Genomic DNA, 21,004 nt, shown 5'->3' on the forward strand with positions numbered 1-21,004 from the left:
TAATGTACACCAAAGCACAGTTTTCATGCCACTTTTGTCGTTCGCTTGCGCAGCGCTTTATTTTCAATTCTCAACCGTACGGACAATATAGCTGCATTTAATAGCGAGAAGATGACTGCAATCCAGACATGCCCGAATATCAAAGGGATTACAGCAATCTCGGCAGTCACCACACAATAATTGGGGTGAGAGACAAGTTTAAACGGGCCGCCTATGACCCGAGGGAAATCTGGTGAGGATATAATGCGCGTCGTCCAATAGGGTCCAAGCGTAGCCAACACCCAGAGGCGCGCTGCTTGCAAGAATAGAAAGATAACAGCCAATGGCCAGATAATTGGCGCATAAAAAGCTGTAAAGGCGAACAGGCTTATGAGAAACGCACCATGTATCATAACCATATAGGGATAATGGGAAGCACCAAATTCTTCGGCACCGCGCGCCATCAAGGCTTTGGTATTACGTTTGGCATACACCAATTCACCAAGCCGCTGTAGAGTTAAGAAGCCCAAAATGATCCAAGCCCAAGGCAGAGCATTATAGGTCCAGATAAAGGCGGAAGGGAATATTTCCATCATGGATGGACAAGCCCAACAGCACCGGTAAAGCCGGGGCCAAGCGCTGTTATCACTATAGGTTTGTCGGTTTCGTTATTTTCCAATGCCTTCTCCAGAACAAAATGTACTGTTGGGGATGACATATTGCCATATCCACGCAAAATTGAACGGGTGAGGGGCAGGCCATCTGGCAAATGGTCGAAATAGGCTTCCAGCGCGTCAATCACTTTTGCCCCGCCCGGATGGCAAGCCGGCTCTTGCAGGTCCGCTTTGTTAAGATGATTGGCAGACAGAAATGCGTCCAGAACAGGTACAAATTCGCGCGTAACGAAACTGGGTATATCACGCGCCAAAATTAACCCCAAACCGGCCTCGTCAATATCCCAGCCCATCATATCACGCGTGTCTGGCCATGTTTTCTGTATGATATTGCCAATACGCGGCCCATCGCCATGCGTAGATATGACCATGGCACTGGCGCCATCTGCAAACAAAGCCGTTGAAACAATGCCTTTTTTGCTATTGTCGCCCATGCGGAAGGCCAGTGAACACAGTTCTACACAGAGCAGCAATATATTCGCATCTGGCCTCGCAATCGCAATATCTCGCGCAACCTGCATACCCAAAACACCGCCAGCACAGCCATAGCCGAACAGGGGAATAACCTGTGTCGTATCGGCAAATCCGGCTTTTCTCAGCATTTGAGTGGGAAGTGAAGGGGTCGCAACGCCGGTCGAGGAAACGCAGACTATAGTATCGATTTGCGCGGCCTCTAGGCCGGCTTTTGTCATAGCCTTTGCACTAAGCTGAATAATTAACTTGTCGGCTTCTATAAGATAGCTGGCATTGCGTTTGGGCCATTCGGCAGGGGCCATATATTCATCAGCTGGCTGTGCCAGATAGCGGTTATCAATGCCGCTATTGTTATAGATTGATCGCAAATGACGCGGCATTTCGCCGCCCATATTTTGGCCCAGCCGTTCGATGACCTCATCCTGACTGATATGGTTCTCTGGCACGCCTGTTGCCAAGGAGAGGATATGGGCTTCAATATTCGCGGTCATTATCGGTAAATGGCTGCATTTGTGGCAAAAGCAAGCATCGTTTCTATGGGGTAATAGCTAATGCTGTTATTCCTTGAGCGAGTTGACGATTTTGTCACGGAGCATTTTGGCGGCACTTTCGTCAGCGAAACTGTGCGATGCGCTATTGATAATATTAAGAGTTACGTTCGTGTTTTCTCTTGCTTGCGTAAAAGCAGCGCTTTGCCAAACCTCCGCAAAGGCTTTGGCCGCGCGGTCCTGTTTGGCTAATATAATATGTGTGGGAATATTGATCGCCGATAGTTTTTCTCGCAATTCCAAAGCCAGTGTGGATAGTTCGTCATGTGTTTTTCGCGCATGTTTGATGCCGCGTACCAGTTTCCCTAGATCAATTTTCCCAGTCAGCAATCGTAAAAGAGACTGTGGGTCTTTCAGCCTCTGCCAATAACGCTGACGTATCGCTTGTGCTGATGGTAGGCTTTGTTCATCAACTTCTGTGATATGGTAATCATTATCGATCGTCCATGGGTTGGTGAGTATAAAGCGATCAATCTGCAAATGTTCATGGAAAAGCAGCAATGCTGAGGCTGCATCGCAATTTCCCAAGGCCACAAATTTGGTCAATTGGGGATGTTCATTGCGGAAAAAGTCTATTGCAGCGATGATATCATTTTTGGCGGAGCGAAACCCACCATTAACGCCGGAAGAGTCGCCCGTACCGCGTCTGTCAAACCGCATGACTGCATAGCCTTTCATGGCGATATCTTTGGCAAGCTGAGCTTGTCCTGCATGTGGACCGGAGCGTATTTCATTGCCTCCACTGATAATAATCAGACCTGTTCTGCTCTCTATATCCGCAGCGTCGATAGTGCAGCAGACAACATCATTGCCTATAGAGAAACTGAGATGGCTGCGCTTCATGCTGTCATCCACTGGGCTACATCTGTCGCCATTGCTAGCGCCATGTCATGATCTTCACTGGGCTCACTGCGCAACCATAATGGCGTGCCGGTTATATAATTGTCAGCAGCCTTTTCATCTCCAGAAAGACGTACCTGATATATATTCTGCGCGGAACTTTCAGGAAGGTCTTTCAGCTCTTTGGCGAATAGGGCAGATATTGTATATCCAGCCAATTTACCGCCATTTTGCACTATATCATTCAGCATATCGTCAAGAGACCGGCTAGAGCCGCCAGCCTCTCGCTCGCTTGCTAGCTGTGTTCGAGCCAAGGTTCGTAAATGTCGCCATGCATTTAAGGGTGCCAGATGCCATTGCGGCAGACCATTGATCTGACAGGCAATATCACAACCGCTACGCAGTGACATGATATGGGTAAAGTGGCCATGTTGTTCGGTAACCTGTACCAAAGATGCGTGCCAATCTAATAGGCTTATGCCAGACAATGACCGCTCGCTTTCCAAAGTGCCGGGCAGATCGGGCAGCACGCTGGCAATACCATGCTTATGCGCCAAGGTGGACATGAATTGAACCAGCAGTCGCCGCAGCTTATTGGCCTCCTCAAATAAAGGCGGAACGATCAATAGAGCTGGTCCCTGCGACCCCTTTGCAGTCTCATCTCCAGCAATAAGGCATCGCTCAACATGCTCATTTAGAGAATATTGTGATGTTTCAGGGTGCTGAATCACTATTGCCATTGCGGCTATTGGGGAAGTTTCTGCAATGTGAATGCTAACAGGCTGCCATAATTTTCAAAGGTTTCGCCATCGACATCTTCATCATCTATAATGATATCAAACCTGTCTTCTATCTCTGTCAGCAACCCTGCTACGGCCATGGAATCAAGTTCGGGTAATGCGCCAAATAATTCCGTATCTGCGTCAAAATCATCCACCTGTGATTGCGATAGGCCCAGAACATCACGCAGTATAGAACGCAATATGGTGTCGCTCTTTGCGGAGCTATCCGCGCTACTTTGTGCCATCCCTGCCATATACAAACCGTCCATATGTATCGCCGGGGTTGCTAAAGCGGTTCACCGGCTGGATTATCTTGATAGAATAGTGGATCTCTAGTCGTTCAGGCTTTTTTCGACAAGGCCAGAAATAAAGCGCTTGGTTCCGTGCCATGCAAGATCAGGCCATGCAAATGGTGAGTGCGGCCAATAATAAACCTGCCTATACCGAGGGCGTGCTGTTTCCATCCAATCGGCCTTATAACCGTCATCGCCTGTTCCGAAGTCGATTAACCGGGCCTTATCATTGTCAATAATATGCTGAAACAGGGCTGCGCTTAATATTGTCCCGGCCGAGCTTTTCTTTTCATCTTCGTCATAGGCCAATTTGTGTATCAGCGCGATGCCGTGATCGACAGTCCATAGCTGAGCAGCAATGGCGCGCCCGTCTTTATAGGCCAGCCCCAATCGCAGGGCATTTGCTGCCCCTTCATTCACTGCCAGCTCGTGCAGAAAGTCGAAACTGGCTTCATCTGGTTTCCAACTGCGCCGATAGACATCGCGATAATCGCGCCAATTTTCTTTTGTGATCTGGGTGTCGATTCGGGTGGTAATGCCATGGCTGCGGGCCTTGCGCCTTACCGTAGAGCGCATTTGCCCCGGGCGCGTACGCCAATAATCATCAAAGCTGCGGCCATTGACATGCAGGATATGATTCACATCGCATTGTTCATGCCGCACTTGCCAACCAGTGAGGCGAAAGGCCCTGCGCATCAGTGTTGCTTCACCATTTTCATCAGGAACATCATGCAGTGCAATCTTATGTCCGTTACTGGCTGCTATCGTCGCAAGTTCGCGCAACAATGCCAATTTTGTGATTTCATCATAGTCACCGCCAAAAGCCGGGCCAGATACAAAGCTGTAAAAATTGGACAATGCGCTGTGTCGGCCGGGCAGTTTTTCATTTACCAGAAAGAGCCAGACATGCGCTTTGCTGTCGATGGCTTCTACATAATAGACCTTGATAGCACGATCATTCAGGCAGTGACGGTGAAGGCTTTCCAGCCAGCTATACCGAAAGAACAGGTTGGTCTGGCGCTGGCGCGACAATTTTGCACCGGCGAACTGTGCAACCGATTCAAAATTATCGAAACTTTCACCAAAAACGTGCATATCAATAAGGACCAATATTATGCATGATATGTGCATAGCCGGTTGCTGATGCGCGAGAAAGGCCGTTAATAATTGTCATGGAAGATGCACAATCCAAACCATCTGCGCCAAAGCCATCTGGCCCGCAAGAATTGGTGGCTATGGAAACACCTGTATCGAAAACCATAGATCATCTGGCCTTTTGCGGAAGGGAGTATAGCGAAGCGCTTGTCCTGCGAGGCGCTGTTCTTAGCTATGATATGTTAAATCTCCGTATCGCGGCTCTCGCACAATGGTTGATGTCGCATGGTTTGGTCAAAGGTGACCGGGTTGCGACATGGCTGAACAAGACAGATATAGCCTGTTTGATGCCACTGGCCGCGGCACGAGCGGGGTTGGTGCATGTTCCGGTCAACCCACAGCTAAAAGCTCTACAGGTGAAGCACATTCTTTCTGACAGCGGCACAAAGCTGCTCATCGCTAATAAAGCGCGGCTGAGCTTGCTGGATAATATAGGCGTGGAAGCATTGCAGTTGGTGGAAGACACAGCACTGGCAACATTGCCGGAAGCTGAGGCGCAGTGGCGTTCCGGTTCCGATCATGATCCTGATGAATTGGCAGCAATATTATACACCAGCGGTTCAACAGGTCTGCCAAAAGGCGTTATGCTGAGCCATGCAAATATGTGGTTGGGTGCGGTAAGCGTCGCGCAATATTTGCAGATGCAAGCTGACGATAGGACGCTTTGCGTATTGCCGTTGAGTTTTGATTATGGTCAGAATCAGCTGCTCTCAACCTGGTACGCCGGCGGCGCGTGCTACCCAATAGACTATTTAACGCCGCGCGATGTTTTGAAAGCGTTGACCAAATATCGGATTACGACATTGGCTGCTGTGCCGCCTCTATGGGTGCAGCTTGTAGAGCAGGATTGGCCAGAAGGTGCGACACAATCTTTGCGCCGTCTCACTAATAGTGGCGGGGCATTGACGACTGGTTTAATCAAAGCGTTGCAGGAAAAATCTCCCGATAGCGATATTTTCCCCATGTATGGTCTGACCGAGGCCTTCCGCTCAACCTATTTGCCGCCTCATATGGTCAATGACCATCCAACTTCTATGGGCAAAGCTATTCCCTTTGCCGAGATCATGCTGGTCGACGAAAAAGGGCAATTGATTGAAGGTGAGGGTGAAGGAGAATTGGTGCATGCAGGGCCGTTAGTGTCTCTCGGCTATTGGCAGGATCAAGAACGTACCAAGAAGCGTTTTAAACCTGCTCCTCAAGGCTCTGTCTATGGCGGTATAGCTGTATATTCGGGTGATATTGTCAGACGCGATGCGGCGGGTCTGTTATATTTTGTCGGGCGCAATGATGCGATGATAAAGTCGTCAGGCAACAGAATTAGCCCCAGCGAAGTGGAAGAGGCGGCTCTGTCGTCCAATATGGTCAGCGAAGCGGTAGCCATGGGGCGGCCTGATGCGCGGCTTGGGGAGTCAATTCTATTGATAACACGCGCAGCAGATGGCTCACTTGAAGACAATGATGCGCAGCAATGGAAAGATAATCTTACCAAATATATGAAAACGGTCATTGCTGGCTATATGGTGCCTCAAGAGATAATCTTGCTTCCATCTTTACCGCGCAATGCCAATGGCAAGATTGATCGCAGCTTGCTGGCAAAGGAATATAGTCAATGAGTGGCAACGCGAATGTGCCTGCAGAGAAGCAGATCAAACCCAAAGCTTTTGGACCTGTGCCAAAGGGCTTTCCGTTGATCGATGGAAAAATCCATATAGCAGGCAGGGCAGTTGAAGATTGGATTGGCGAGATAGGCCAAACCCCTGCCTTTTTATACGATGCCGCACTTTTGGACCAGAGAGTCAACGATTTGCGCGCCGCCATGCCGGAGCGACTGGCTATCCATTATGCCATGAAGGCTAACCCTTTTGCGCCCTTTTTGCGGCATATGATTGGCCTTTGTGACGGTATTGATTTGGCCTCTGGCGGCGAACTTGAAACGGCGTTGGATAATGGTGCGCAGCCACAGCATATGAGTTTTGCAGGCCCGGCAAAGACAGATGCTGAGCTAAAACTGGCGATCAAAAAAGGGGTTACAATCAATCTGGAGTCAGAGGGAGAGGCAGAGCGTTGTCTCGCAATTGGTCACTCCCTTGGCACAAAGCCGCGTCTTGCAGTCAGGGTAAACCCTGATTTTGATTTGCGCGGTTCTGGTATGCGCATGGGCGGCGGCGCAAAGGCATTTGGGGTCGATCAGGAGCGTGTGCCTGTCCTTGTTCGCCATATCATAGCCGCTGGTGCGCATTGGCGTGGTTTTCATATTTATGCTGGTTCACAATCGCTGGATAGCGACGCATTGGCGGAAACGCAGGCCAATACGATAGCTTTGGCGGCGCAATTGACCAATGCCATTGGCGTTGCGCCAGAGCATATCAATCTTGGTGGCGGTTTTGGCATCCCTTATTTTGCCAAAGATAAACCAGTCGACCTCAATATCATAGGAGAGGAGCTGAAACGGCAATTTTCCAATCTTCCTGTCATTTTGAAGGACTGCAAATTTGCCATTGAGCTGGGCCGCTATCTGGCTGGCGAAGCTGGAATATATGTCACGCGGGTCATTGATAAAAAAATTAGCCATGGTGAGATATTCCTCGCATGTGATGGTGGGTTGCATCATCAGTTGGCAGCCAGCGGTAATTTCGGGACTGTCGTGCGCCGTAATTACCCGGTTGCAATGGCAAGCCAGCGTGATGGCGCCGAAGAAATCGTCAATATTGTTGGCTGTCTTTGCACCCCGCTTGATCGTCTGGGAGACCGCGTCTTACTGAGTCGGGCTGAAGTCGGAGATTTGGTCATAATCTTCTGTGCAGGCGCTTATGGTGCCAATGCAAGCCCGGTAAATTTCCTTGGGCATGGGCCTGCGATAGAGATTTTACTTAACGATAAAAACGATCAGTAATCGCTCTTCTGGCGCTTAATTGCCCTTTTAGAGGCATTTCATTAACTATATTCGCCCTAGAAAAGCCTAAGTTTTGGCATAGAGTCAGGCACTTAACGGGCATGGATAACTGATTGTTAATACCGTAATAAGTGTGCGGTTCAAATTGGGACAGCCAATGGTTACTGACGTTTAACGGGCCAATCCTAACGCTCTGTTCACCCTTTTCATATTATAGACATTCTCGGTTGCATAATATGTGCATGGACCATCTCTAAATGGATTCTCCATCACACATGCAAATACGGGACGAATTTTATGCGAAGTAACAGTTTTCTATTCCGTCTTACCCTGCCGCTTAGTGCGGCGGCGTTGACCTCTGCTTGCGCTGGCGTCGGTTCCTTACCGCCACCACCACAAATTTCGACGACTGCGCCGGTAAGCGATGAATATATTATCGGGCCTTATACTGGCCTGTCTATTTTCGTCTGGCGCAATCCGGAATTGAGTTCGGAAGTTACCGTACGACCTGATGGCCGGATCAGCACGCCATTGATCACCGATCTGGTGGTCGCAGGCAAAACCCCGACAATGGTTGCGCAGGATATTCGTGTACAATTATCGCAATTTATTAAAGATCCAATCGTGTCAGTGTCCGTGACAGACTTTCAAGAAGGCGGCGTTAGCTCCCAATCTGTTAGAATTGTTGGCGCTATTGAGCGACCTGCTTCGCTTCCTTTCCGCGCTGATCTGACACTTCTTGATGCTATTATTGCAGTGGGCGGATTATCTGAGTTCGCAGCAGGGAACCGAGCACGATTGCAAAGAGTTGATCGTCAGACGGGACGTCCGGTGGAATATAGGCTGCGTTTAAGTGATTTGATCAAGCGCGGGGATACGAGCGCAAATGTGCGTTTGTTACCCGGTGACGTGATCATTATTCCGCAGAGTAGTTTTTAAGTGGCTGCTCTGGCTGATTGACGAGAGATATTGCTGGCTCCGGCATATTTGGAGCGCATTAAAGGGTGATTGATGAACGGTTTATACGATGAATTCAGGATTGCAGTGCACAGCGTTTGGCAACGACGCTGGATTGCACTGGCTATTGCCTGGGTGATTTGCTTGGTGGGTTGGCTTGCCGTTGCAATGATTCCTAATTCCTATGAATCCAGTGCGCGTATATTGGTGCAGATGAATACCATCTTGCCCAATCAGAACCAATTGGATGCGCAAGAGCGGCAGCGCGAGATTGAGCAGGTTCAACAATCTCTGACATCGGCTGTAAACCTTGAAAAAGTCGTGCGTTCGACCGATTTGGGGCAAAATGTTGCCACTCCGCGAGAGATGCAGGGCAAGGTCAATGCGTTGCGCGGTAACATCAATGTTGTCGCACAGGATGAAGGCTTTTTCGAAATATCGGCCAGATCATCTGACTCCAACATGACCGATGGCGAAAATGCCAAAATTGCGCGTGATATTGTACAAAAGCTCATCGATATCTTTGTTGAAGAAAATCTTGCCGGCGGCAGAGGTGAAACCCGTAAAACACTGAAATTCCTTGATGATCAGCTGTCCTCTCGCCAGATTGAGCTTGAAGAAGCCGAAGCAAGGCGCGTTGCTTTTGAGACACAAAATCTGGGCCTGTTGCCTGGATCTGGCTCAATTGGTCAGCGGCTATCAAAAACCAATGATGATCTGCGTAGGATAAATGCAGAATTGTCATCCGCCCAAGCATCGCTCAATGCATTAAATTCACAATTGGGCTCGACATCACCCACCATTAGTACGCCAAGCTTTAACGGTAGTGGCGGCGGTGCACGTGGGCAACTGGCTCAGGCCCAGCAGCGACTGTCTGTTCTGCGTGCACGCGGCTTAACCGATCAGCACCCTGATATTGTTTCTGCACAAAGAGAGGTCGCAGATTTGCGAACCCGTGCGGCGAACGAGCCTTCGGGCAGCACCACAATAACACAACCCAATCCGGCTTATTCATCTTTGCAAAGTTTACAAGCCGATCGTCAGGCAAATGTTGCTGCATTGTTGCAACAAAAAGCTGTGCTGGAAGCTGATATTGCCAGCCTTCGGGATAAACAAGCAACGGAACCCGGCTTGGCTGCTGAACAGTCTCAACTGAACCGCGACTATGAAGTTTTGAAAAACCAATATGACGAACTGTTGGAACAGCGCGAGGCGCTGCGCTTGCGGGGGCAGGTGCAAACAGAAACTGATGCATTGCGCTTTAGCGTTACAGATCCGCCAAGTGCGCCGACGTCACCAGTTGATCCTAATCGCCCGCTTTTGCTGGCAATGGTTCTGGCAGCTGGTGTTGGCGGTGGCATTGCAGCGGCTTTCGCATTGGCCCAAATCAAAGCTAGCTATGCAACGGCAGAACGCCTTGCAAAGGCGGCGGGTTTGCCTGTTCTCGGCTCAATTTCCCACACACTTACTAATGCCCAGCGAGAGCTGCGTAAACGTCGCATGCGGTGGTTTTATGGAAGTGCTGTTGGATTATTGGTGTTGTTCGGAATCTTGCAAGCGCTCGAGGTCGTCGAACGTGGTTCAGTGGTGTGAAGGGTAAGAAGATGACAGAATATAGACCCTTGGGTGGTACCGGTAAGGACGGCCGATCACTGCTGGAAAAAGCAGCTGATCGCTACGACCTATCCAATATCAGCAATCTTTCTCAAACTATTGATAAAGAAGCGCTTCCTATTGAATCGCAGAAGGTGGTTGAGCCGCAAGAGGCTGTAGTGACACCGAATTTGAGCATGTTGCAGAATATTGCCGATGTAGCGATAGAAGCTGATCAACAAGCGGTTGAAAACGCCAATCGAAGCGCAGAGCCGACTGAAACTCAACAGACCACAAAAGCTAAGCATAGGCGACCAACGAGTCAGCCGGTTCAGGAAATCGACCGCGATGCCCTGAGAGATGCAAACTTCATTGTTCCTGATGGACCCGTCACAGGTCTTTCGGAGGAATTTCGCATTGTAAAGCGGCAATTGCTTTCACATGTGTCATCCAGCCGTAAAGGCGACTTTGACAGTTTGGCAAACAGGATATTAATTTGCTCCGCACAATCGGGTGAAGGTAAGACTTTTTGCGCTATTAACCTTGCTCTCTCAATAGCAGCAGAACAAGATTATAATGTGTTGCTTATCGATGCTGACATCGCAAAACCAGGGGCAAGCTCTATCTTTGGTTTGCGTCGTCAAGCAGGATTGATGGATGCGCTCAGCAATGATCAATATGATATGGCTGATCTTATCGTACCGACGGATATTCCAGGTTTTTCGATTTTGCCGGCAGGTAACAGAACCAATTTGGATACAGAGTTTCTAGCCTCTGCGCGTACCGGAGAAGTGCTTGATCAATTGGCAGACGAAGATCCACGGCGGATTATGATTTTTGATTCCCCGCCAGCACTTGCTGCCTCACCAGCTTCTGAACTGGCATCCCATGTTGGTCAGGCATTGATGATCGTGCGTGCAGACAAAACCAGCGAGACAGCATTGCGCGATGCGCTGAGCCTAGTCGCGCGCTGTGACAAGATTCAATTAATGCTCAATGGAGTGAAATTCTCGGCAACCGGACGCAGTTTCGGTTCCTATTACGGCTATGGAGAAGAATAATGGCCTATTCCCTTAACAGGCTAACTGGAAATATCGCATTAGGCATAGTCCTGATGGCAGGTTCTACGACCGCCTTACATGCACAGCAATTGCCCGTCGATGACGGCGCATTTTCCGAGCCTACAAGAAATGACGATGGTGATCGTTCAGGACGCCGGACCAATATTACGCCCTATATTGAATTGGGGCAGGTATTATTGGCGCAGCTAACGCCTGGTGACGAGGTTTTGACCTATAGCGTAGTTGCTGTGGGTGTTGATGCCAGCGCACGTACATCACGCGCCGAAGGCCAGATCAGCCTACGCTATGAGCGCAGAATTGATTATGGTGATGATATTGGCGATCAGGATATTGTCAGTGGCATCGCGCGTGGCAGTGTCAACGTCATACCCGGCGCTTTAAACTTTGATGCAGGGGCGTTGGCTACACGTTCACGTATTGATGCGCGCGGAATACAACCTGCTAACTTGGTCGGCAATGTCGACAATGTAACACAGGTCTATACCGTATTTGCGGGGCCAACCTTAGCAACAAATGTCGGTTCACTGTCTGTCAATGGTGCTTATCGCGCAGGTTATACACTTGTCGAAAGTGACAATGATGTATTGATTGCCGGTGGTCAGCCCGCATTGGACGTTTTCGATGATAGCATTAGCCATGTCGCGAATTTTGGTGTTGGCCAACAGCCAAATGTTTCAGGCCTACCATTTGGTTGGGCACTAAGCGCAAGTTACAGACGGGAAGATACTGAACAGCTTGATCAACGGTTTGAAGATTTTTTTGGCCGTGCTGATGTGACGCTACCTATTACTCAGTCTGTGTCTCTGGTCGGCGGTATTGGCTATGAGGATGTGTCTGTAAGCGAACGAGACGCCGTCCGAGATGCCGCTGGCAACCCAGTTGTTGGTGCAGATGGCCGTCTGGTCACAGACAGCGCTTCGCCGCGTCTTTTGTCCTTTGATACTGATGGGTTGATCTGGGATGCTGGTGTGTTGTGGCGCCCAAGCCGCCGAACATCGCTAGAAGCACGTGTCGGTCGCCGTTTTGGCAGCACCACTTATATCGGAAATCTAAACTATCAGCCAAATTCACGGACTGTGTTTACTATTTCGGCCTTTGATACTGTCTCTGGCTTTGGCGGGCTGTTGAATGACAATCTGGCGCTGCTACCAACACAGTTTGATAGCTTCCGTAACCCACTTACGGGCGATTTGAACAATAATGTATTGGGCAATGCCAATAATGTGTCTTTCAATAATGCGTTGCAAACGGCGTCATCCTCAATCTTCCGTTCTCGCGGTGTGACGGCATCTTTGTCTACACAATTGGGGGGATGGCAAACCGGTTTTGCTGCTGGCTATAATCGCCGCCGCTTCCTGAATTCTGAATTGGGCGCTCTGTCAGATATTGCGGGCAATTTGGATCAGAATATTTTCGGCACATTCTTTGCCAGTACGCAAATTGATCAGGCTTCCTCGTTCAATACTGCTATTTATGCCAATTATTTGGATAGTGGCTTCCAAGATGCTGGTGATGTGCTGACATTGGGTGCCAATGCTGCCTATTTGCGTTCGATCACACGTGGTCTGACAGCAAGCGCTGCATTGGGCATTGATAGCTTTGATCAAGAAGGTTTCGACGACCAGGTTACGGCATCTGCACTGCTTGGATTACGATATTCTTTCTAAAATACTGCGCCTAAGTAGCAGATATAAAAATGAATAAACCAGACCGCGTTTTGCGATAGGGAAAAGACAATGTACGAAGACTATTATGGTTTGAACGCTCGGCCGTTCCAGTTAACGCCTGACCCTGACTATTATTTTGATAGCCGGACGCACCGTAAAGCCTTGTCTTATCTTGGCTATGGGCTGGCGCAAGGTGAGGGCTTTATTGTCATCACCGGCGAGATTGGCTCAGGAAAAAGCACCTTGGTCGCCCATTTGATGCGCACCATTGATACAACCCGTCTTAATGTTGCGCAGATTGTCAGCAGCCAACTGGGTGCGAGCGATTTACTACAGATGATTGCCATTCAATTTGGCCTTTCGCCTGCCGGTATGGACAAAGCCACGCTGCTCACTGCATTGGAAAGCCATTTTCATGATCAGGCGCGGCATGGACGCCGTTCATTGCTGATTGTTGATGAAGCACAGATGCTTGACCGCAATGCTTTGGAAGAGCTGCGTATGCTTTCCAACTTGCAACTGGGTAATCAGGCATTGCTCCAGATTTTCCTGCTCGGCCAGCCTGAATTTCGCGATATGCTGCATGGGGATGATGCATTAGAGCAATTGCGCCAGCGTGTTATCGCAACGCACCATCTTGAAGGGATGAGCGAAGACGAAGTACAGCCTTATATTGAGCATAGACTGCGCAAAGCTGGCTGGGATGGTACGCCTGGGTTTTCTAACGGAGCCATTGCAGAAATCTATGAATATAGTCAGGGTATACCACGGCTGCTCAACGCCTTTATGAGCCGTGTTTTGCTTATGGGCGCAATGGAAGAAGCGGATATGGTCTCCGGGCTATTGGTCCGCGCTGTCCATGCCGATATTGTTTCCGATGTTCCTATGCCCAAAGTGCAGACTGCAGTGATGAACCAAGCTGATGATGAACAATCTGACGAAGATATTGATCAAGGGCCGATGCAGGAAGACGACATCAACGACCTAGCACCTGAGCCGGGCATGGATGAGTTTAGTTCCGCTATGCAATTCGTGGACAGCGCGCAACATGAGGCTTTTCAGGCCGAGTTGGAGGAGCGCGAAGCCGCGCGGGCAGAGGCAATGGCATTGGTGTTGGAGCGGATTGCCGGTCTTGAGCAGAAGCTGGAAGCCAAACAGGTCAATATGCAGGACTTGATGGCGACTGCAGATAGAGTTGGCGCTTTAGAGGCGCGTATGGCAGAACAGGAACGCGCAATGCGTCGGATCGTAACCAAGCTTATTGGCTGGGTTGAAGCTGAAGATGTAAGGGTACGCCGCGCTGCCTGACCTCCATAATGAGGCGTGGTAATAGAGTAAAAGCAGTGATAGGATCGGCTTGATGACAAAAGCAACACCGCTGACCAACGGGCTTTCCGTCGATATTGAGGACTGGTTCCAAGTCGGTGCTTTTGAAAACACAATTGACCCTGCTGACTGGGACGCCCTGCAACATCGTGTCGAGACAAATACAGATGCCGTTATCGCGCTATTTGCCGAGGCTGGTGTATCCGCTACATTTTTCACTTTGGGCTGGGTGGCAAAGCGTTACCCGGCATTGATACGCCGTATTGTCGATGCTGGTCATGAAGTAGCAAGCCATGGCTGGGCACATGCGCGCGTTTTCACGATGAGTGCTGAAGAATTTGCTGCTGATATCGACAGAGCGAAAAAGACACTTGAGGATGCTGGCGGACAGGCGGTCACGGGATATCGTGCTCCAAGTTTTTCTATCGATCAACGCACACCTTTTGCGCATAGGATTCTCGCAGAAAAAGGCTATGTTTACTCATCCAGCGTCGCGCCATTGCAGCATGATCATTATGGCTGGCCTGATGCTCCGCGCTTTGCTTATCGTCCGCTGGCTGATGCGCCTTTGATTGAGGTGCCGGTTACAACTGTACGGATGAATAATCGCAACTTTGCAGCTGGCGGCGGCGGCTTTTTCCGTTTGTTCCCTTATCCAGTATCGCGTTGGGCTATTCAACGTGTGAACCAGCGTGATGGACAGCCAGCAATATTCTATTTTCACCCTTGGGAAATTGACCCTGACCAACCGCGCGTTGATAATGCACCACTAAAGTCACGTTTGCGCCATTATGCGCGATTAAGCGCCATGGCAGATAAGTTGCGTAAGCTGACGCACGAGTTTTCATGGGACCGTATGGACGAGCTTGTTGCCGCTATGGATGTGGATCAGCAAGAAGTGACGGCTAAGGCTGCGGCATGAATATGCCGTTGGACCAATCCGCATTAGAGGTTTTGAGGGTGGATGAGCCTGCCTCTGTACAGATAGCGGATAGCCATGATCAGGCTGCACGCGCTTGCTACCAATCCTATATTGGTCTCGACAACGCTACTGCCTTCCATAGTCTTGCTTGGATAGACGCAATCACCAATGCCACAGGCCATAAGTCGTGGCTGTTGTTAGCGCGTCGCGGCAGTGATGTTTGCGGAGTGTTGCCATGCCATATGATTAGCTCAATGCTTTTTGGAAAGGCCTTGGTTTCGACAGGTTTTGCAGTCGGCGGCGGCATAATGGCCAATGATGATGTGATCGTGAATGATCTGGCCGAAGCGTTTTGGAATCTGGCCAACACCCTTAATTGCCCTACTGCAGAACTGCGCGGCGGTATGCTGCCTAAGGGTGCAGGATGGCATCACAAAACCGATAGTCATTTGGGATTTGTCACGCTGCTTGCTGAGGATGACGAAACGCAGTTGAAAGTCATTCCGCGCAAACAACGCGCAGAGGTCCGTAAAGGATTGAAGAATAACCTGACGATACGCATCGGCAGCGATGTTCAAGATCTAAAATGGCACTATCAGGTCTATTCAGAAAGTGTCCGCAATTTGGGAACGCCGGTCTTTCCAAAGCCGCTATTTCGCGAAGTTTTGAAAACTTTTGGCGATGCGGCGGACATATTGACCGTTCTTGATAATGAAAAGCCCGTTGCCTCAGTATTGAGCCTTTATCATAATGGCCATGTTATGCCCTATTGGGGCGGGGGCACATTTGATGCGCGGCAATTGCGAGCCAATGACATTATGTATTATGCATTGATGAACCACGCACGAGAGCGTGGCTGCCATGCCTTTGATTTTGGTCGGTCCAAAGTTGATACCGGCGCAGCGCATTTTAAAAAGAATTGGGGTTTTGAGGGAAGACCTCTCGCTTATGCAGTGAGAGCTGCAGATGGCACACCGCCACGGGATATCAATCCACTCAGCCCCAAATATCAGGCGCGGATTAAACTTTGGCAGAAATTGCCGCTGCCGATAGCCAATATATTGGGGCCAGTTATTGCACGTGGGTTGGGATAATGTCGGTCCTTTTTCTCGCGCATCGCATTCCCTTTCCACCTGATCGCGGTGATAAGATACGTTCTCATCACCTTATAAGGGCTATTGCGCGGATCTCACCTGTCCATATTGCCTGCTTTGCGGACAGCGCTTCAGAGATGGCACATGAAGGTGATCTGGCATCACTTTCGCAGAGTTATTGCCTTGTCCGGCGGCACAAATCTATGAACTTGGCTGGTTTACAAGGCCTTATGACCGGAAAGCCTATTTCTCTGACATCATTTTATGATCAGGACATCGCCAAATATGTACGCTCTGTTGTCACTGAATTTCAGATCAAGACCATATTTGTTTTTTCTGGCCAAATGGCGCAATATATTCCCGATGATTACAAGGGCAGAATTGTTATAGATTTTGTCGATATGGATTCCGAAAAGTTCGCCAGCTATGCCGAAAGTGCGGGCATAGCAATGGCGTATATCTATGCCAGAGAAGCGCGGTTATTGCGCAAATTTGAAATTGCCATGGCTGAAAAAGCCGATGTTTCGACATTTGTGAGCGATAATGAAGTGGAGGTATTCCGGACTTTGGCACCAAATTGCCAAGCTAATGTGTGCACCTTGTCTAATGGTATTGATACATCTTTCTATGACCCTCGCAGTATCAGCCTGACCACACTTGCCGGACAAGTCTCTGATGCTGACATATTGTTTACTGGTCAAATGGACTATCCACCAAATATAGAGGCTGTAACGCGCTTTGCTCTGGATATGATGCCACAAATTCTAGAGGAAAACCCAGATGCTAGGTTTGTCATAGTCGGTCGGCAACCAACAGAGGCTGTGCAGTCTTTACATAATGGTGAGACAGTTATTGTTACCGGCGAAGTTGATGATGTTCGCCCATGGCTGTCGGGGGCAAAGATGGTTGTTGCGCCTTTGTCAGTAGCACGGGGCGTGCAGAATAAAGTGCTTGAAGCGATGGCGATGGAAAAGACTGTTTTCGCATCGCGTGAGGCAGCCACCGGAATTGATGCGGAGGATGGTGTTCATTTTTGCGTATCGCAAAATGACGATGAGATGGTTGAATATATCAATTCCATGTTCAAACGCGGAAAGAAACTGCGTGCTATAGGCATTGCGGCGCGGCGCCATGTTCAAGATACTATGAGTTGGAATGCTATGTTGAGCGACTTGCCAGAGCTTATATTGGGTAATGGCGGGAACCGAGAAGAGATGCTGTGACACTGGCTCAGACCTCCGATAAAGCTGTTGGGCAATCACAAGCGACCAAATCTTCGCGCTTTGGTATTGATATTGTGCCGCCATATTGGCAGCAGCCTTTATCGCATTTGGCTTTATCATGGTTGGCCTTGTGTCTGCTCTTCTGGTCAGACCTTAGCGACATGGTGACCATTTGGTGGAATGTCTCGACCTATAATCATATATTGCTGATACCGTCGATTATCGGCTGGTTGGTGTGGCAATATTTGCCGCAACTGAAAAACATATTTCCCCGTTTCAGCTTTTTTGGCGCATTATGGCTTTTGGGCGGTGCATTAGCATGGGTAATTGGGGAGGCATCGGGCATTGCTCTGTTTCGCCATATCGCTTTTGTTGTGATGTTGCAGGGCAGCGCCATGGCATTTTGCGGAATTGCCGCGAGCCGTATTCTTATTTTCCCGCTTCTCTATGCATTTTTCTTGGTTCCTGTGGGTGAGGAAATTGTCCCATGGCTGCAAACGGTTACTGCTGATATCTCAATGATATTACTAGGCTGGGCCAATATTCCCGCATTTCGCGAGGGCGTATTTATATCGACCCCTACAGGATATTTTGAAGTTGCCGAGGCGTGTTCAGGGGTAAAATTCCTTATTGCAATGATTGCTTATGGCGTGCTGGTCGCGCATGTCTGTTTTCAGTCTTGGTTACGGCGCATAGCCTTTCTTATCGCATGCTTCGCATTCCCCATATTGGCCAATGGTGTGCGGGCGTGGGGCACAATCTATATTGCCCATCATTACAGTCTCGATTTCGCGACCGGTTTTGACCATGTTTTTTACGGCTGGTTCTTCTTTGCATTTGTTCTGATTGCAGTGATGGGCACGGCCTGGCCTTTTTTTGATCGTGGCCTGGATGATTTAGGGCACTCTGATATCAGCCGCTTCATCGGCAAACAGAGTATGACGGCCCGTTCTTATAAACCATTGGCAATAACGGCCGCAATTATTGCGCTGCCCATGCTGTGGTTCGCGCTTACCACTAATGCCAGCGCTGTTCTGCCAGAGCAGATTAAGACGCCAAATGTAAGCGCATGGCAAGCAAGTGAAGACCGTTTTAATGCGCCATGGCAACCTATTCAAAAAGGCGCTGCGCATGAAATAATGCAAAGCTATGTGAATAAGCAGGGCGCAAAAGTAACCCTATATTTCGCGCTTTATGATCGTCAGTCGGATGGCAAGGAACTGATCGGCTATGGCCAAGGTGCCTTTGATCCAGAGAGTGAATGGGCATGGGCGGCAAATGGAACCGCTATTGGCGATGTGCCCTCAATAAGGCTGACCGCACCAGGGCCAGTGCATAGAGAAGCCGCGAGCATTTATATCTATGGTGATACAGTTTCGGCAAGTGCCACGCGTATTAAAATTGCAATGCTGCAAGATCGGCTAATAGGGCGGCATCAGCCAGCAGGCGTTCTGATTGTCTCGTCTGAAGATAGTGAAGGCATGCCAGCTGCAGCCGCAATGCAGGCCTTTGTGGATGATAATGATGGGCTTGAGCAGCTTGCCCGCAAGATTGCATCCGGCCAATGAATATGTCTCTCACTCTGCAAAAGAATATTATCTAATGTGCGGAATTACCGGGATATTTTATCCAGACACACCCAAGCCGGTTGATCCTGCGCGTGTTAAGCTGATGGCGGATGCCTTGGCGCATCGCGGGCCGGATGGTGAAGGTGTGTGGACAGACCGCGGCATTGGTCTGGGGCACAGACGGCTGTCCATTATCGATCTTGCCGGGGGCGCACAGCCCATGCAATCGCCTGAGGGGCGCTATGTCATAAGCTATAATGGTGAGGTCTATAATTTTCAGGCCATTCGCAAAGAGCTGGAAGCCGAAGGTGATGTCTTCCAGACAGCGAGTGATACAGAGGTCATTCTGCTCGCATGGCGGCGCTGGGGTGAGGGGGCAATAGCGCGACTCAATGGCATGTTCGCCTTTGCCATTTATGACCGTGAAGACCATAGCTTAACGCTGGTGCGTGACAGGTTGGGCGTAAAGCCGCTTTTTTATACCAGCCTGCCAGATGGTGGGATTATCTTCGCATCAGAACTGAAAGCCCTTATGGTGCATCCGGCCCTGCGGCCTGCGCCAGATGAACGTGCGGTAGAGGCGTTTCTGGCTTGGGGTTATGTGCCTGATCATTTGTGCTTGGTGCGCGGCGTGAAGAAGCTCGCGGCAGGACATATTGTGCGTTTCATGGCAGGGCAAAGTGAAGTCTCGCCAAAACGCTATTGGCAAGCCGACTTTCGCGAACGCAGCAATGCTTCGCAAGCCGAGTTACAAGATGAACTGCTTGCCCTTATGCAGGATGCTGTTGGCTTGCGGATGATCTCCGATGTTCCTCTGGGCGCGTTTTTGTCAGGCGGGGTTGATAGCTCTACTGTAGTGGCTCTAATGGCAGAGCGCAGCAAATCTGCAGTTGAGACGTGCTCAATAGGCTTTGACAGCAAGCAGCTTGATGAGAGCAATTATGCGGAACGGATCGCCACTTTATTTGCAACCAATCACCACGCGCAAACGGTAACATCTGATGATTTTGGCCTGGTTGATGAGCTTGCGGGAATATTTGATGAACCATTTGCCGACGGATCTGCCTTGCCGACATTGCAAGTGTGTGCATTGGCGCGGAAAAATGTGACTGTGGCGCTCTCTGGCGATGGTGCTGACGAGGCACTGGCTGGATATCGCCGTCATGTCTTTCACCATGGTGAGGAACGGGTGCGATCCATGCTCCCCGCGGGACTGCGCAAGACTGTATTTGGCACATTGGGGGCAATCTATCCCAAGGCCGATTGGGCACCGCGGCCATTGCGCGCCAAAACCACTTTGCTGGCTTTGGCGGCTGATGGTAACCGGGCCTATGCTGATGCTCTGGCAGTAACCGCGCAGGCGCAGCGCAGCGCATTGTATCGCCCAGCGCTTACCAAAGCGCTACAAGGCTATAATGCCGAGGCTGAAGCTGTGGCGATGATGGCTGATGCCCCTGCCAGAAGCGGTTTGGACCGTGCGCAATATGCTGATCTCACCTTATGGCTGCCGGGTGACATATTGACCAAGGTGGACCGGACCAGCATGGCGGTTAGCCTAGAAGCGCGTGAGCCGTTACTGGATTATCGTCTGATAGAATTTGCCGCGCGTTTGCCGGAAAAATATCGGGTGCAAGGCGGGCAGGGCAAATGGCTGATGAAAAAGACCATGGAGCGGTATTTGCCCGAAGAGATACTCTACCGACCCAAAATGGGCTTTGTCACGCCGATCAGCCAGTGGCTTCGCGGACCCTTGGCAGACACTGCACGCAGTATCGCGGCTCCTGATGGGCTGGCACGAACAGGCTGGTTTGATGAAGCTGCTTTATCAAAAATGGCTGAGGAGCATATTGCTGGCTATCGCGATTCCGGTCGGTCTTTATGGCAGATGATCATGCTCGACAAAGCGATGAAAAATTTGTTCAGCCTCTAAAAAC

At 49.9% G+C, this 21,004-nt stretch carries 18 protein-coding genes; 12 read left to right on the plus strand and 6 right to left on the minus strand.

Annotated features, from left to right (window positions below; genetic code table 11):
• Nucleotides 1–23 precede the first annotated feature (23 nt).
• From ACR9YC_RS05845 to ACR9YC_RS05870, 6 genes are all read right to left on the minus strand, one after another.
• Nucleotides 24–575, minus strand: a complete 552-nt coding sequence (locus ACR9YC_RS05845; protein WP_438731120.1) for an isoprenylcysteine carboxyl methyltransferase family protein — start codon at nt 573–575, stop codon at nt 24–26.
• Nucleotides 572–1,618 (minus strand): type III polyketide synthase, encoded by a 1,047-nt coding sequence (locus ACR9YC_RS05850; protein ID WP_438731123.1) that lies wholly within the window; start codon nt 1,616–1,618, stop codon nt 572–574. The genes ACR9YC_RS05845 and ACR9YC_RS05850 overlap by 4 nt, the downstream gene beginning before the upstream one ends.
• A 66-nt stretch (nt 1,619–1,684) precedes the next feature.
• On the minus strand, nt 1,685–2,518 hold the full coding sequence (locus tag ACR9YC_RS05855; protein WP_438731126.1) for a hydrolase 1, exosortase A system-associated: 834 nt from the start codon (nt 2,516–2,518) through the stop codon (nt 1,685–1,687).
• Nucleotides 2,515–3,255, minus strand: a complete 741-nt coding sequence (locus ACR9YC_RS05860) for a hypothetical protein (protein ID WP_438731129.1) — start codon at nt 3,253–3,255, stop codon at nt 2,515–2,517. The genes ACR9YC_RS05855 and ACR9YC_RS05860 overlap by 4 nt, the downstream gene beginning before the upstream one ends.
• Before the next feature lie 5 nt (nt 3,256–3,260).
• Nucleotides 3,261–3,551 (minus strand): phosphopantetheine-binding protein, encoded by a 291-nt coding sequence (locus ACR9YC_RS05865; RefSeq protein ID WP_438731632.1) that lies wholly within the window; start codon nt 3,549–3,551, stop codon nt 3,261–3,263.
• 78 nt (nt 3,552–3,629) lie between these two features.
• Nucleotides 3,630–4,685: a GNAT family N-acetyltransferase gene (locus tag ACR9YC_RS05870; RefSeq protein ID WP_438731133.1), complete on the minus strand. Its 1,056-nt coding sequence runs from the start codon at nt 4,683–4,685 to the stop codon at nt 3,630–3,632.
• Between the two features lie 77 nt (nt 4,686–4,762).
• Here ACR9YC_RS05870 and ACR9YC_RS05875 point away from each other — a divergent pair, with 77 nt between their 5' ends.
• From ACR9YC_RS05875 to ACR9YC_RS05930, 12 genes are all read left to right on the plus strand, one after another.
• A complete protein-coding gene (locus ACR9YC_RS05875) occupies nt 4,763–6,358 on the plus strand; it encodes an acyl-CoA ligase (AMP-forming), exosortase A system-associated (RefSeq protein ID WP_438731135.1) in 1,596 nt (531 codons plus the stop codon).
• Nucleotides 6,355–7,638: a pyridoxal-dependent decarboxylase, exosortase A system-associated gene (locus ACR9YC_RS05880; protein WP_438731138.1), complete on the plus strand. Its 1,284-nt coding sequence runs from the start codon at nt 6,355–6,357 to the stop codon at nt 7,636–7,638. Before ACR9YC_RS05875 ends, ACR9YC_RS05880 begins: the two co-directional genes overlap by 4 nt.
• A gap of 297 nt (nt 7,639–7,935) precedes the next feature.
• On the plus strand, nt 7,936–8,577 hold the full coding sequence (locus ACR9YC_RS05885; protein ID WP_438731141.1) for an XrtA/PEP-CTERM system exopolysaccharide export protein: 642 nt from the start codon (nt 7,936–7,938) through the stop codon (nt 8,575–8,577).
• A 72-nt stretch (nt 8,578–8,649) separates the two neighbouring features.
• Nucleotides 8,650–10,188 (plus strand): XrtA system polysaccharide chain length determinant, encoded by a 1,539-nt coding sequence (locus ACR9YC_RS05890; protein ID WP_438731144.1) that lies wholly within the window; start codon nt 8,650–8,652, stop codon nt 10,186–10,188.
• A gap of 11 nt (nt 10,189–10,199) precedes the next feature.
• Entirely contained in the window at nt 10,200–11,249 is a 1,050-nt protein-coding gene (locus ACR9YC_RS05895) for an AAA family ATPase (RefSeq protein WP_438731147.1), read from the plus strand.
• Nucleotides 11,249–12,937 (plus strand): hypothetical protein, encoded by a 1,689-nt coding sequence (locus ACR9YC_RS05900; protein ID WP_438731150.1) that lies wholly within the window; start codon nt 11,249–11,251, stop codon nt 12,935–12,937. Before ACR9YC_RS05895 ends, ACR9YC_RS05900 begins: the two co-directional genes overlap by 1 nt.
• Before the next feature lie 69 nt (nt 12,938–13,006).
• Nucleotides 13,007–14,245: an XrtA/PEP-CTERM system-associated ATPase gene (locus ACR9YC_RS05905; protein WP_438731153.1), complete on the plus strand. Its 1,239-nt coding sequence runs from the start codon at nt 13,007–13,009 to the stop codon at nt 14,243–14,245.
• 52 nt (nt 14,246–14,297) lie between these two features.
• A complete protein-coding gene (locus ACR9YC_RS05910; RefSeq protein WP_438731156.1) occupies nt 14,298–15,185 on the plus strand; it encodes an XrtA system polysaccharide deacetylase in 888 nt (295 codons plus the stop codon).
• On the plus strand, nt 15,182–16,279 hold the full coding sequence (locus ACR9YC_RS05915; protein WP_438731159.1) for a FemAB family XrtA/PEP-CTERM system-associated protein: 1,098 nt from the start codon (nt 15,182–15,184) through the stop codon (nt 16,277–16,279). The genes ACR9YC_RS05910 and ACR9YC_RS05915 overlap by 4 nt, the downstream gene beginning before the upstream one ends.
• The gene (locus tag ACR9YC_RS05920; protein ID WP_438731161.1) at nt 16,279–17,502 is read left to right on the plus strand and encodes a TIGR03087 family PEP-CTERM/XrtA system glycosyltransferase; all 1,224 of its coding nucleotides are present in this window, start codon (nt 16,279–16,281) and stop codon (nt 17,500–17,502) included. The genes ACR9YC_RS05915 and ACR9YC_RS05920 overlap by 1 nt, the downstream gene beginning before the upstream one ends.
• Nucleotides 17,499–19,070 (plus strand): exosortase A, encoded by a 1,572-nt coding sequence (gene xrtA / locus ACR9YC_RS05925; RefSeq protein WP_438731163.1) that lies wholly within the window; start codon nt 17,499–17,501, stop codon nt 19,068–19,070. The genes ACR9YC_RS05920 and xrtA overlap by 4 nt, the downstream gene beginning before the upstream one ends.
• Nucleotides 19,071–19,104: 34 nt before the next feature.
• On the plus strand, nt 19,105–21,000 hold the full coding sequence (locus ACR9YC_RS05930; RefSeq protein ID WP_438731635.1) for an XrtA/PEP-CTERM system amidotransferase: 1,896 nt from the start codon (nt 19,105–19,107) through the stop codon (nt 20,998–21,000).
• The last annotated feature ends 4 nt before the right edge of the window (nt 21,001–21,004 follow it).

Origin of the sequence: Parasphingorhabdus sp. DH2-15, assembly GCF_051668705.1 — a bacterium.
Taxonomy (GTDB): domain Bacteria; phylum Pseudomonadota; class Alphaproteobacteria; order Sphingomonadales; family Sphingomonadaceae; genus Alterisphingorhabdus.